This window comes from Agrobacterium sp. ST15.13.015, assembly GCF_027871645.1.
In the GTDB taxonomy this organism is placed as follows: Bacteria; Pseudomonadota; Alphaproteobacteria; order Rhizobiales; family Rhizobiaceae; genus Agrobacterium; species Agrobacterium leguminum.
In genome coordinates this window covers 99,165-112,251 of sequence record NZ_JAQAHF010000004.1, presented here as the reverse complement: position 1 = coordinate 112,251, position 13,087 = coordinate 99,165, and the positions used below count along the sequence as shown (strand labels likewise).

Annotated in this window: 10 protein-coding genes; 5 read left to right on the top strand and 5 right to left on the bottom strand. The window is 60.2% G+C overall.

The window, feature by feature from the left end; translation table 11 throughout:
* Window positions 1-170: 170 nt before the first annotated feature.
* Both PIB16_RS07755 and PIB16_RS07750 read left to right on the top strand, forming a co-directional pair.
* Window positions 171-2,360: an anthranilate synthase gene (locus PIB16_RS07755; protein WP_127757767.1), complete on the top strand. Its 2,190-nt coding sequence runs from the start codon at window positions 171-173 to the stop codon at window positions 2,358-2,360.
* Window positions 2,357-2,869, top strand: a complete 513-nt coding sequence (locus PIB16_RS07750) for a GNAT family N-acetyltransferase (protein WP_271045353.1) — start codon at window positions 2,357-2,359, stop codon at window positions 2,867-2,869. Before PIB16_RS07755 ends, PIB16_RS07750 begins: the two co-directional genes overlap by 4 nt.
* Here the strand turns inward: PIB16_RS07750 and PIB16_RS07745 are convergent.
* On the bottom strand, window positions 2,866-3,810 hold the full coding sequence (locus PIB16_RS07745) for an HD-GYP domain-containing protein (protein ID WP_065655669.1): 945 nt from the start codon (window positions 3,808-3,810) through the stop codon (window positions 2,866-2,868). The genes PIB16_RS07750 and PIB16_RS07745 overlap by 4 nt on opposite strands.
* A gap of 278 nt (window positions 3,811-4,088) precedes the next feature.
* On the opposite strand from PIB16_RS07745, the gene ade reads away from it, so the two are divergent.
* Window positions 4,089-5,783 carry an adenine deaminase gene (gene ade / locus PIB16_RS07740; protein ID WP_271045352.1) on the top strand — a complete coding sequence of 565 codons (1,695 nt, stop codon included), beginning with the start codon at window positions 4,089-4,091 and terminating at the stop codon, window positions 5,781-5,783.
* A gap of 226 nt (window positions 5,784-6,009) precedes the next feature.
* On the opposite strand, the gene aac(6') is transcribed toward ade, so the two are convergent.
* Both aac(6') and bglA read right to left on the bottom strand, forming a co-directional pair.
* Window positions 6,010-6,465, bottom strand: coding sequence for an aminoglycoside 6'-N-acetyltransferase (gene aac(6') / locus PIB16_RS07735; protein WP_065655667.1), 456 nt, complete (start codon window positions 6,463-6,465; stop codon window positions 6,010-6,012).
* Window positions 6,462-8,126, bottom strand: a complete 1,665-nt coding sequence (bglA, locus tag PIB16_RS07730) for a beta-galactosidase BglA (protein ID WP_271045351.1) — start codon at window positions 8,124-8,126, stop codon at window positions 6,462-6,464. Before bglA ends, aac(6') begins: the two co-directional genes overlap by 4 nt.
* Before the next feature lie 155 nt (window positions 8,127-8,281).
* On the opposite strand from bglA, the gene PIB16_RS07725 reads away from it, so the two are divergent.
* Together PIB16_RS07725 and PIB16_RS07720 are read left to right on the top strand one after the other, a co-directional pair.
* Window positions 8,282-9,202 (top strand): sugar kinase, encoded by a 921-nt coding sequence (locus tag PIB16_RS07725; protein ID WP_271045487.1) that lies wholly within the window; start codon window positions 8,282-8,284, stop codon window positions 9,200-9,202.
* A 161-nt stretch (window positions 9,203-9,363) separates the two neighbouring features.
* Window positions 9,364-10,413: a bifunctional monoglucosyl/glucuronosyl diacylglycerol synthase gene (locus PIB16_RS07720; RefSeq protein WP_035240305.1), complete on the top strand. Its 1,050-nt coding sequence runs from the start codon at window positions 9,364-9,366 to the stop codon at window positions 10,411-10,413.
* 425 nt (window positions 10,414-10,838) lie between these two features.
* On the opposite strand, the gene PIB16_RS07715 is transcribed toward PIB16_RS07720, so the two are convergent.
* Together PIB16_RS07715 and der are read right to left on the bottom strand one after the other, a co-directional pair.
* Window positions 10,839-11,447 carry a DUF2026 domain-containing protein gene (locus PIB16_RS07715; protein WP_271045350.1) on the bottom strand — a complete coding sequence of 203 codons (609 nt, stop codon included), beginning with the start codon at window positions 11,445-11,447 and terminating at the stop codon, window positions 10,839-10,841.
* A gap of 199 nt (window positions 11,448-11,646) precedes the next feature.
* Window positions 11,647-13,077 carry a ribosome biogenesis GTPase Der gene (gene der, locus PIB16_RS07710; RefSeq protein ID WP_003524225.1) on the bottom strand — a complete coding sequence of 477 codons (1,431 nt, stop codon included), beginning with the start codon at window positions 13,075-13,077 and terminating at the stop codon, window positions 11,647-11,649.
* Window positions 13,078-13,087: the final 10 nt, after the last annotated feature.

The following is a 13,087-nucleotide window of genomic DNA, read 5'->3' as shown; positions in this document are numbered from 1 at the left end:
TTCCCATGAACATCGTGTCTAAGAACATTGCTAACTGGTGGTGGGGCAGCTTTTCGCGGCCTTGACCAGTCATGTCTTCAGACAAAGTCCAAGCCGCCCGAATTTTCAGGCGGCTTTTTTGTTATTGTGCCGCCTGTCATCGGGCCTGAACAACGGGAAGTATGAGAGAAATGGTAACGATCATTCAGGATGACGGAGCGGAAACCTACGAGACGAAAGGCGGCATCAAGGTCAGCCGAAAGCGTCGGCCCGCCGATTACGCCAGCGCCATCGATAATTATATCGAAAAGCTCGATTCCCATCGCGGCGCGGTTTTTTCGTCCAACTACGAATATCCGGGCCGTTACACCCGCTGGGATACGGCTATCGTCGATCCGCCGCTCGGCATTTCCTGTTTCGGCCGCAAAATGTGGATCGAGGCCTATAATGGTCGCGGCGAAGTGCTGCTTTCCTTCATCACCGAGAAGCTGAAGGCGACGCCCGATCTCACGCTTGGCGCTTCCACCACGCGCCGTCTCGATCTCACCGTCAACGAGCCGGACCGCGTCTTTACCGAAGAAGAGCGTTCGAAAATCCCGACCGTCTTCACGGCGTTGCGCGCCATCGTCGACCTCTTTTATTCGAATGCGGATTCGGCCATCGGCCTGTTCGGCGCCTTCGGTTACGATCTCGCCTTCCAGTTCGACGCGATCAAGCTGTCGCTGGCGCGCCCGGAAGACCAGCGCGACATGGTGCTGTTTCTGCCGGACGAAATCCTCGTCGTCGACCATTACTCCGCCAAGGCCTGGATCGACCGCTACGACTTCGAAAAGGCCGGCGTGACGACGGACGGCAAGTCCTCCGACATTACGCCCGATCCCTTCAAGACCACGGATACGATCCCGCCCAAGGGCGATCACCGTCCCGGTGAATATTCCGAACTGGTGGTGAAGGCCAAGGAAAGCTTCCGTCGCGGCGATCTGTTCGAGGTCGTTCCCGGCCAGAAGTTCATGGAACGCTGCGAAAGCAATCCGTCGGCGATTTCCCGCCGCCTGAAGGCGATCAACCCCTCGCCCTATTCCTTCTTCATCAATCTCGGCCATCAGGAATATCTGGTCGGCGCCTCGCCGGAAATGTTCGTGCGCGTCTCCGGCCGCCGCATCGAGACCTGCCCGATTTCCGGCACCATCAAGCGCGGCGACGATCCGATTGCCGATAGCGAGCAGATCCTGAAACTGCTCAATTCGAAGAAGGACGAATCCGAACTCACCATGTGCTCGGATGTGGACCGCAACGACAAGAGCCGCGTCTGCGAACCGGGTTCGGTAAAGGTCATCGGCCGCCGCCAGATCGAGATGTATTCGCGCCTCATCCACACGGTGGACCACATCGAAGGCCGCCTGCGCGATGACATGGACGCCTTTGACGGCTTCCTCAGCCACGCCTGGGCCGTCACCGTCACCGGTGCGCCGAAACTCTGGGCCATGCGCTTTATCGAGGGCCATGAAAAGAGCCCGCGCGCCTGGTATGGCGGCGCCATCGGCATGGTCGGCTTCAACGGCGACATGAATACCGGCCTGACGCTGCGCACCATCCGCATCAAGGACGGCATTGCCGAGGTGCGTGCGGGTGCAACGCTGCTCAACGATTCCAATCCGCAGGAAGAAGAAGCCGAAACCGAGCTGAAGGCATCCGCCATGATCGCCGCCATTCGCGATGCGAAAGCCACCAACGCCGCTTCCACCAAGCGCGACGCCGCCAAGGTGGGCACCGGTGTGAAGATCCTGCTCGTCGACCACGAAGACAGCTTCGTGCACACGCTGGCGAATTATTTCCGCCAGACGGGCGCGACCGTCTCCACCGTCAGAACGCCGGTTGCGGCAGAGGTGTTCGATCGCTTCCAGCCCGATCTTGTCGTGCTCTCTCCCGGACCGGGCAGCCCGACGGATTTCGACTGCAAGGCGACGATCAAGGCCGCCCGCGCCCGCGAATTGCCGATCTTCGGCGTTTGCCTCGGCCTTCAGGCGCTGGCGGAAGCCTATGGCGGCGAGCTTCGCCAGCTTGCGGTGCCGATGCACGGCAAGCCCTCACGCATCCGCGTGCTGGAACCGGGTCTCGTCTTCTCCGGCCTCGGCAAGGAAGTAACCGTCGGCCGTTACCACTCGATCTTCGCCGACCCCTCCACCCTTCCGCGTGATTTCATCATCACGGCGGAAAGCGAGGACGGCACGATCATGGGCATCGAACACGCCAAGGAACCGGTGGCCGCCGTTCAGTTCCACCCGGAATCGATCATGACACTCGGCCAGGACGCCGGCATGCGCATGATCGAAAACGTCGTGGTGCATCTGACCCGCAAGGCGAAGACAAAGGCGGCATGATGGCTGCTGCCGACGCCATCAGCATCGAACCCATCCGGGCGGAGCACGTTGAAAGTTTTCACCGTGCTCTCGATGCGGTATCGCGTGAGCGGAAATATCTGAGCTTCCTGGAGGCGCCGCCGCTCGATTCGGTCCGCGCCTTCGTTCTCGACATGATCGAAAACGACCATCCGCAATTCGTGGCGATTGCGGATGGCAAGGTGGTCGGCTGGTGCGATATTCGCCGCGAGAGCAGGCCCACCCATGCCCATCGCGGCATCCTCGGCATGGGCATCCTGCCGGCCTATCGCGACAAGGGGCTGGGTGGACGGCTGATGCGGCAGACGCTCGATGCCGCCCGTCAATGCGGGCTCCACCGTGTGGAACTGAGCGTGCATGCCGACAATGCCAGAGCAATCGCGCTTTATGAAAAGATCGGCTTTGTACATGAAGGCCGGGGCCGTGATGCCGTTCTGATCGACGGGCGTTACATCGACAGCCTGAACATGGCGATCATCTTGGGCAACTAACCCCTCGGCAGCGAGGCGGAAATGCACAGCGCGAATTTCTTCAGCAGCTGCGTGTCGAAGTGCCCTTCCCGCCGCAGCATCCAGGTCAGCGCCTCATTCGCCGTCCACGGCTTCTTGTAGGGCCTGACCGAGGTGATGGCGTCATAGACGTCGCAAATCGCCGCGATACGCGCATAGAGGCTGATCTGGCTGCCCGCACGGCCGCTGGGATAACCGCCGCCATCCATCCGCTCATGATGATTGAAGCAGACATCGAGCACCATCTCCGGCATCTGCGCGTTGCGCGACAATATATCCCGGCCGAATGCGGGATGGAGATTGATGATTTCCCGCTCGCTGGCGCTCAACCCTTCCGCCTTGTTGAGGATCGATGAAGGGATTTCCACCTTGCCGATATCATGCAGCAACCCGCTGATGCCGAGCAGATTGACCGTTCCCCTGTCGAGTCCGAGATAATTACCGAAGAGGATCATCAGCCCGCTGACGGAGACCGAGTGCACGAAAGTCGTTTCGTCTTTCGATTTCAGGCGGGTGACGCCGATGAAAATCGCCGGGTTCGACTGCACGGCATCGGAAATCTTGCCCGCCGCCGCAGCCATACCTTTCAGCGAAACAACGCCGCCGGCTTCTGCGGAAGCAAATGTCTCGGCAATCGTATCGGCGGCCGAGCGCACGGCATGGGTAACGGCGGCGACGGTTTCCGGGCAATTGCCCGGTTGCGGCGAAGGAGCCGCAGAACGCGCGCTGCCTTCGGTATCATATCCCCTGGCGGTGTTGATGACGATGCTTTCGGCGCCGCTTGATTTCAATTGACGCATTAATTCCTCGTGCCGCAAAAGAAAGCGGTGTCGTTTTAAAAATCCCTGGTTCGAAAGCGTTCCTTCGACCGCTTCGATAAACATGCCAATCGTCAGTTGCTGGGTGGAAATTCGTTTGAGCATCAGATGCTTTTATTTTCCTTCCCGGGAATGATAACCTGAAACCGTAATTCGTAAAAATGTCGGCGCGCAACCGGCTAAACTATAAAGGTGAAGTCCAGTCTTCCCAACCCTGCCTAAACTTGCACCTCGGAAGATTAGATAACACAAATATGAAAATTTTTTACTCTGGATATATTTAAAACTCAAAGAATCAATCGGAATAGACCAAGAAACAACCACAGAATGTAAATAGTGAAAATTCTCGCATACGACGTAAATCAGGAGCCGAAGAAACCCGCATGAATTCCAGACTTGAAACGCGCATCGATCAGGGTACGGGCCGTGAACCGGCGGACATGGTTCTAAAGGGCGGACGCTTCTTCGACCTCGTCACCGGAGAACTCGTCGCTTCGGATATCGCCATCTGTGGCGACACCATCGTCGGCACCTGCGATAACTACAAGGGGCGACAGGAAATCGACATTTCCGGAAAGATCGTCGTTCCGGGTTTCATCGATACGCATCTCCATATCGAATCGTCGCTGGTGACACCGCACGAATTCGACCGCTGCGTTTTGCCCTATGGCGTTACCACGGCCATTTGCGACCCGCACGAGATCGCCAATGTTCTGGGCGTGGAAGGGCTTCAGTTCTTCCTCGACAGCGCCATGGAAACCATCATGGACATCCGCGTGCAGCTCTCCTCCTGCGTGCCCGCCACCCATCTGGAAACCGCCGGCGCCGATCTGCCCATCGAAAAACTGCTGCCGTTCCGGGGGCACCCGAAGGTCATCGGCCTTGCCGAATTCATGAATTTTCCGGGCGTCATCCACAAGGATCCGGTGTGCATGGCGAAGCTAGAGGCCTTTCGGGGCCAGCATATCGACGGCCATGCACCGCTTCTTTCCGGCACGGCGCTGAACGGCTATCTCGCCGCCGGCATCCGCACCGAACATGAATGCACGAGCGCGACTGAGGCGCTGGAGAAAATCCGCAAGGGCATGCATATTCTGGTGCGCGAAGGCTCGGTCTCGAAGGACCTGCACGCCCTGATGCCGATCATCACCGAACGCCTGTCGCCCTATCTGGCCCTCTGCACGGATGATCGCAACCCGCTCGACATCGCCGAACAGGGTCATCTCGACTATATGATCCGCACCGCAATCGCCAGCGGCGTGGAACCGCTCGCCATCTACCGCGCCGCCTCCATTTCCGCCGCGAAAGCCTTCGGCCTGCGCGACCGCGGCCTTGTAGCACCCGGCTGGCGCGCCGATCTTGTGGTCATCGACAGCCTGCAGAACTGCAAGGCGAGCATGGTGCTTTCCGGCGGCCGGATCGTCGATGACGCCCTTTTTGCCACCCGCAAACCGGTCGCACCCGTCGGCCTTGACAGCGTCAAAGCAAGACCCGTGCTCGCCTCGCATTTCGGCGTGCCGGTCACGGAGGGCGAAAGCCCTATCATGGGCGTGCTTCCCGGCAAGATCATTACCGAGCACCGCCGCTACAGGCTGCCGACGGATGGCAACCAGACCACCGTCGATCTTGAAAACGACATCATCAAGGTCGCCGTCATCGAACGCCACGGCAAGAACGGCAACCATGCCAACGGTTTCGTTCAGGGCTTCGGCCTCAAAAAGGGCGCCATTGCCTCCACCGTCGGCCATGACAGCCACAATATCTGCGTCGTCGGCGTGAGCGAAGACGACATGGCGCTGGCCGCCAACCGGCTCGGCGAAATCAAGGGCGGCTTCGTGGTGGTGGAAGACGGCAGGGTGACGGGTGAGATCGCTTTGCCCGTCGCCGGGCTGATGAGCCTCGAACCCTATGAGACCGTTCGCGATACGCTGCACACGCTCAGAAAAGCAGCCTATGCACTCGGCACGACGCTGGAAGAACCCTTCCTGCAGGTCGCCTTCCTGCCCCTGCCCGTCATCCCGCATCTGAAGATTTCCGATATGGGCATGGTGGATGTGGATCGGTTTGCGCTGATTTGATTGGCGGAAAATGCCTCGGCGGAAGACGGTAAATGCGCATAAGACGCACCGACCTCCTCATTCCTGTGCTTGTCACAGGAATCCAGTCGACGCGCGTCTGCGCGGCGAGAGAGTCTTTTCAGCCCAATGACTTGGGCTGGCTAGATTCCTGTGACAAGCACAGGAATGAGGGAAGCAGGATACGTAATCAGCAGAGATCGCTGCATCTTCTGCTGTGCCCATACCCTCAATCCGGAGGCAGAGACTTGCGAAAATAAACCACCCGCTGCGTTTCCTCAAATCCCAGCGCCGCATGCATGCGGTGTGAATCGACATTGGAAATATCGGCATCGGAAGCAAGTTCGCTCACACCCTTGCTGGTCGCCCAACGGGTTACTTCGGCAATCAATGCAGCCGCAACGCCCTGTTTGCGAAAGGCTTCCTCCACATAAACGCCTTCGAGAAACGCCACGGGCGAGGTGTCGCATCCGTTGACATAATCGTGCCGCAGGCTGGCTTCGGCAAAACCGATGGCCATACCCGCCGGATCATAGGCAATAAATCCAACCTCATTGTCGGAGACGTCCTGCAACTCCGTCCGGTGTTCGGCGGGTGAAGCATCCGGCCACAAACGGTGCCGCAGAAGCGACCACTCATCGAGCGATGCTTCGCCAGCCGTCTCGATGGCAAATTGCCCGCTCATGCAACGCCCCCGCAAAACACATCCAGCCCCTCGAGCTTCACGATACCCGCATCGAATAACGGTGCGAAACCCGGCATCGGCAGTATATCGGTGACCCGCATGGCCTTCGGTATCGGGAATTCCACCGCCTCACGGGTGAGGTTGAAAACGAAGAGCAGTTTTTCATCCCCCTTCTGGCGCGTGAAGGCCAACACATCGAGATTGGTCTTGATAAAATGCATGTCGCCATCGCGCAGCGCGCCGTGACCTTTGCGGAAGGACAAGACGGCGCGGTAATGGTTCAGAACCGAGTCCGGCTTGCGCTCCTGCGCATCCACAGCCTGCATGGCATGAACATAGGGCACCGGCAGCCAGGGCTTTTCAGCGCTGGAAAAACCGGCATTCGGCTTGCCTGTCTCCCACACCATCGGCGTGCGGCATCCGTCCCGCCCCTTGAAGGCGGGCCAGAAGCGGATGCCGTAGGGATCGCGCAGATCCTCGAAGGCGAGTTCCGCCTCGGTCAGACCCAGCTCCTCGCCCTGATAGAGACATATGGAACCGCGCAGGCTGGCGAGAACGCAGATGGCAAGCTTCGCCACCCGCACCTGCTCCTCTACACTTTCGGAAAAACGGCTGAGGTGGCGAACCACATCGTGGTTGGAAAAGGCCCAGCACACCCAGCCATCCGTCACCACCTTGCCGAAGGTCTCGACCGAGGCGCGCAGATGCTTCGCGCTGAAATCCGGCCCCAGCAGGTCGAAAGTGTAGCACATGTTGAGCTTGTCATTGCCGGACGTATAAGCCGCCACCGTCTTCAGCGACCGCGCCCCATCTCCCACCTCACCCACAGTGGCGCGCCCCTCATACTCGTCGAGCAGCGCGCGAAAACGCTTCAGGAAAGTCACGTTTTCCGGTCGCGTCTTGTCGTAGAGATGGTCCTGCATGCCATAGGGATTGACGTCGGAAGCATCGAGACCGAAACTTTCCTCGTCGAAAAGCGGCGGGTTGTCGCGCAAGAGCTTGTCATGGAAATAATGGTTGACGGTATCGAGCCGGAAACCGTCCACGCCGCGATCCAGCCAGAAACGCACGGTTTCGAGAAGCGCATCCTGCACAGCCGGATTATGGAAATTGAGATCCGGCTGCGAGGCGAGGAAGCTGTGCATGTAATATTGCTTGCGCACGCCGTCCCATTCCCATGCCGGTCCGCCGAACACGGAAAGCCAGTTGGTGGGTGCCGTGCCATCCGGCTTGGGATTGGCCCAGACATACCAGTCAGCCTTGCTGTTGGTGCGGCTCGCCCGGCTGTCCACGAACCAGGGATGCTGGTCCGACGTGTGCGAGATGACCTGATCGATGATGACCTTCAGCCCCAGCCGGTGCGCCTCTGCCATCAGCGCGTCGAAATCGGCAAGCGTGCCGAACATCGGATCGACATTGCAATAATCGGAAACATCATAGCCCATATCAGCCATGGGCGAGGTGAAAAAGGGCGAGAGCCAGATGCCGTCAACGCCAAACGAGGCGATATAGGGCAGACGTTTCGTCACCCCGGCAAGATCGCCATAGCCGTCGCCGGTCGTATCCTGAAACGAGCGCGGATAGACCTGATAGATCACCGCTCCCTTCCACCAGTCCGATTGTGCTTGAGGTTTGTGGACCGGGGCATAGGGCAGCGTCATCGGCGATCTCCTGTGGGCGTCTTGCCAGAGAATATAAAGCTGCCGCCGCCGCGTAAACCGGAACTTCGCACATGCACAAACGGCCAGAACCGCCCTTGTCAGCGGCGCGCACTCGTCGTAAGCCGCATGGCTGGAAAAAACGGGAGGATGACGGCGTGGGCGGACGGTTTCTGTCGATTGGCGAATGCATGGTGGAACTGTCGCAGGCCGGCAACGGGCTGCTGCGCAAGGGCTTTGCCGGCGATACGTTCAATACCGCCTGGTATGCCCGGGCCTGCCTGCCGGGCGACTGGTCGGTCGATTATTTCACCGCTCTTGGCGATGATCCGCTATCGGAAGACATGCTGGCCTTCATTGCGGAAGCCGGCATCGGCACGGAAAAAATCCGCCGCATCAAGGGCGGCACGCCCGGCCTTTACCTCATCAACCTGAAGGACGGCGAGCGCACCTTCAGCTACTGGCGCAACGCCGCCGCCGCAAGGCAGCTGGCCGCCGATGCGGACCACCTGCGCAGGACGGTGGAGAGCGCCGATGTCGTCTATTTCTCCGGCATCACGCTCGCCATTCTCGCCTCCGCCCATGATGTCGATACGTTCCTCGCCGAACTGCGCCGCGCCAGGGCGGCGGGCAAGCTGGTGGTCTTCGACCCCAACATCCGCCCGCGCCTGTGGGCGGATAAGGATACGATGCTTGAGACCATCTCCAACGGCGCACGCGCCGCAACGCTTGTCATGCCGAGCTTCGATGACGAGGCGAGCCATTTCGGCGATGTCTCCGTGGAAGCGACCATTGACCGCTACCGTTCGCTTGGCGTCGAAAACATCGTCGTGAAGGACGGCGCCAAGGGCGCGACGCTCGATTTCGGCGGCAGCCGCACTCACGCCCCGGCGGTGAAGGCCGTAGACGTGGTGGACACGACAAGCGCCGGCGACAGCTTCAACGGCGCTTTCCTCGCCCGTTATGTGACCGGCAGTTCGCCGGAGGAAGCGGCCACCTTCGCGGCAAGGGCGGCGGCAACCGTCATCGGTCACCACGGCGCGCTGATCAGCCCCGAGCTGCTGCCGCTGGTGGGATAAGGCTCCGTCGCACCGGGGAAGCGCGCAAACTTCTGCGCGCAAACCACGCTTCCCCGTCGTCACACACCCTGACATGATCCTGTAACACGCACGCCGCATATACGGGCAGAAGCCGGGCAATGGGGATTCGCCCGCGCGCAGATGAGCAGGATCAGTGTTTCATGACGAGAATCACGATTGTCACAGATGCCTGGCACCCGCAGGTCAACGGCGTGGTTCGCTCCATAGAAAACACCAATACCGAACTCGCTCGGCTCGGCGTCGATGTGCGCATGGTCACGCCGCAGAGTTTTTACAGCATCCCCTGCCCCACCTATCCGGAAATCCGCCTTTCGGTTGCCGGTTATCGCCGTGTGGCGGCGGAGATCGAAAAAAGCCAGCCCTCCTTCGTGCATATTGCAACGGAAGGGCCGCTGGGTTTCATGGCGCGGCGCTGGTGCGTGAAGAACCGCATGCGTTTTTCCACCAGCTATCACACCCGCTTTCCCGAATATGTGGCGGCGCGCTTCCCTGTGCCGGAAAGCTGGCTTTACGCTTTCGTGCGCTGGTTCCACAATGGCGGCAACACCTGCATGGTGGCGACGCCGAGCCTTGAGACCGAACTGGAAGCGCGCGGCGTGCGCAACCTGAAGCGCTGGAGCCGCGGCATCGACGCCGAGCTTTTCCATCCCCGCCCGAAAGCAAAGCTGCCTTTCGACCTGCCGCGCCCAATCTTCATGACGGTCGGACGTGTGGCGGTGGAGAAGAACCTGCCGGAATTTCTGGAACTGGACCTGCCGGGTTCGAAGGTCGTCATCGGCGACGGCCCTGCCCGCCATGAATTGCAGGAGAAATATCCGGACGTTTTGTTCACCGGCGTCAAGACCGGTGAGGAGCTGGCCGATGCCTATGCGCAGGCCGATGTTTTCGTTTTCCCCTCGAAGACCGATACGTTCGGCAACACCATTCTGGAAGCGCTGGCAAGCGGCGTGCCCGTGGCCGCCTTCCCCGTCACCGGACCGATCGACATTCTCGGCGGCAACCCTGCCGCCGGTGCGCTGGACGATAATCTTCGCGATGCCTGTCTCGCAGCGCTTCATTGTTCGCCACAGGAGGCGCTGGCGCTTTCCAGAAGCTACAGCTGGGAAAAAGCCTCGCGGCAATTCCTCGACAATGTCATTCACGCCGCCGGCAAATCCCTGCCGCTGCTGTCGCGTTCTCAGCTTGCATGAGGCCGATCCCCGAGATTCTGCTCGGGAACGGTGGACGAAACGAAGCGGGAATGTCACAAGGCAATCAGGACGCGACTGCCGTTATCTTTAGAACGGGGTCGGGCTGCTGATTGACGTCAGGCGGCTGCCGCGAGAACACGCTGGCCGTCCTCTGTTTCCGGATCATACCGCTTCAGGCTAAGGGAAGAAGCTCTTTCTGCTGGGCTGCGCACCAGTGATTGATCTTCTCGATGATGTCCTTTGCAGCAATCGGCAGGGCGCTGTTGGGTATGACAGCCACCGTCCCGTGGAAAACCAGCACCAGACTGTCGGGCGGCGTGAGTGCGAGATGGTGAAGCCCAGCCTGCGTAGCAAATTGGTCTTATAAATCAAAAGACCTTTTGCTGACAAAACCTTGGATCGACACTGCGCGGCGTAACCCGCCTTCACCATGCTCCGGTAAGCATCTGGCCGGAAAGCGGCACGGTCCGCGCCTTGCCGTCGCGATCCGTTACCGAAAGCGATGCGGCCATCTGTTTCGGCGACTTGCGGAACCAGTTGGCGGCAACGCTCGCCATATCGCCGATCATCGCCTGCCTGTGCCAGTCGGCGAAGCGTCTTGCCGTGGCTTCGGGTTCGGAACGATAGAAGAAATCACCGGATTGTCCGAGATCGTTGATGGATGCCGCCATGGCGGCAAGCGGCCGCTGGAACATTTTCGCCGGCACGGAAAGCCCATCGGCGCCTTCCGAAAATGCCGGGGCCATGAAATCGATCGCCCAGCCATCCGCCTCGATCCAGCAGTGGAAGTTCTCGCCCGCGCCCGTCACATAACCGTCTTCGCGGTGATCGGCGAACAGCAGCACGGTTCCGCCGAGATTATAGGCCGCAAGCCCACCCTTCGGCACCGCCTTCACCTTGTAATGCTGCTGCAGGATGAAGGCGCCGAAGGTGCTGAAATACATGGAAGCCGAGGCGGGATCGGCATTTTGGCTGATGAGCAGGCTGTTGATGACGCGGTAAATCCGGTGATAGTCGGTCTGCTTGATCAGCATGGTCTTTTACTCTTCAAAACCGTGAAATTGGAGCGAGCGGGTGCCCCTTGTTTCTTCTCCCCGCCGGGGAGAAGTCCGCGGCAGCGGGATGAGGGGGCGACGGTCGAGATATACGGAGAGGGTGCCCCCTCATCCGACCCTTCGGGCCACCTTCTCCCCGATGGGGAGAAGAAATACGCGGCGACCCTTCACATCAAAATCAACGCCGCTTCTTCGCCTTGCTCTCGAACGGATTGTCAGACCCACGATAATGCACACGGATCGGCACGCCCGGCATGTCGAAATCCTTGCGCAGACCGTTCACCAGATAACGCGTATAGCTTTCCGGAATAGCTTCCGGCCGCGTGCAGGAAATCATGAAGGCCGGCGGGCGGGCCTTCACCTGCGTCATATATTTCAGCTTCAGGCGGCGGCCGGAAACGGCCGGCGGCGGATGCTGGGTCGTCTGCGAATCCAGCCAGCGGTTGAGGCGGGCGGTGGAGATGCGGCGGTTCCAGACCTTGTCGGTATCGATGATGTTCTGCATCAGCCGGTCGAGGCCATAACCCGTCTGGCCGGAAATCGGCACGGCGCGAATGCCGCGCGCCTGCGGCAGCAGCCGCTCGGTCTTTTCGCGCAGATCGGCCAGATAGGCCTGCGGGTCTTCCACCAGATCCCATTTGTTGAAGGCCAGCACGGCGGCGCGGCCTTCGCGGATGACGAGATCGACGAGCTGCAAATCCTGCTTTTCGAAGGGAATGGTGCTGTCGAATACGATCACCACGGTTTCGGCAAAACGAATGGAGCGCAGCGAATCCGCGACCGAGAGCTTTTCCAGCTTCTCCGTCACCTTGGCCTTGCGGCGCATGCCGGCCGTGTCGAACATCTTGATGGTGCGGCCGCGCCAGTCCCATTCGACCGAAATACTGTCGCGGGTAATGCCCGCTTCCGGGCCGGTCAGCAGCCGGTCTTCACCAAGAAAGCGGTTAATCAGCGTCGACTTGCCCGCATTCGGCCGGCCGATAATGGCGACGCGCAGCGGCTTGGTCTCGTCATAAACCGGCTCCTCGTCTTCTTCATCCTCGCTGCCCGGCTCGCTGCGCGGCAGAACAATATCCGTCTCCGCCTCATCCACTTCCGGCGGGAAAGCGACGTCTTCGCCGATTGCCTCGACAATGGCGTCGCGCAGGTCGATCATGCCCTGACCGTGTTCGGCCGAAATCGGGCACGGATCGCCAAGACCAAGCGTGAAGGCGTCGTAGAAACCGGCATCTGAACCGCGCGCTTCGGACTTGTTGGCCACCAGCACCACCGGCTTGCCGCGACGGCGCAGCATTTCGGCGAGCGTCTCGTCGGCCGGCGTCAGACCAGCCTTGGCGTCGACGACGAACAGCGTCACATCGGCATCGTCGATTGCCGCTTCGGTCTGCGCCCACATGCGGCCCTGAAGCGTTTCCGGCCCGGATTGCTCCAGACCGGCGGTGTCGATGATGGTGAAACGCAGGTCGACCAGCTTCGCCTCGCCGGGGCGGCGGTCGCGGGTCACACCCGGCGTATCGTCCACCAGCGCCAGCTTCTTTCCGACGAGACGGTTAAAAAGCGTGGACTTGCCGACATTGGGGCGCCCGACTATGGCGACGGTGAAGCTCATTGATCCTGGT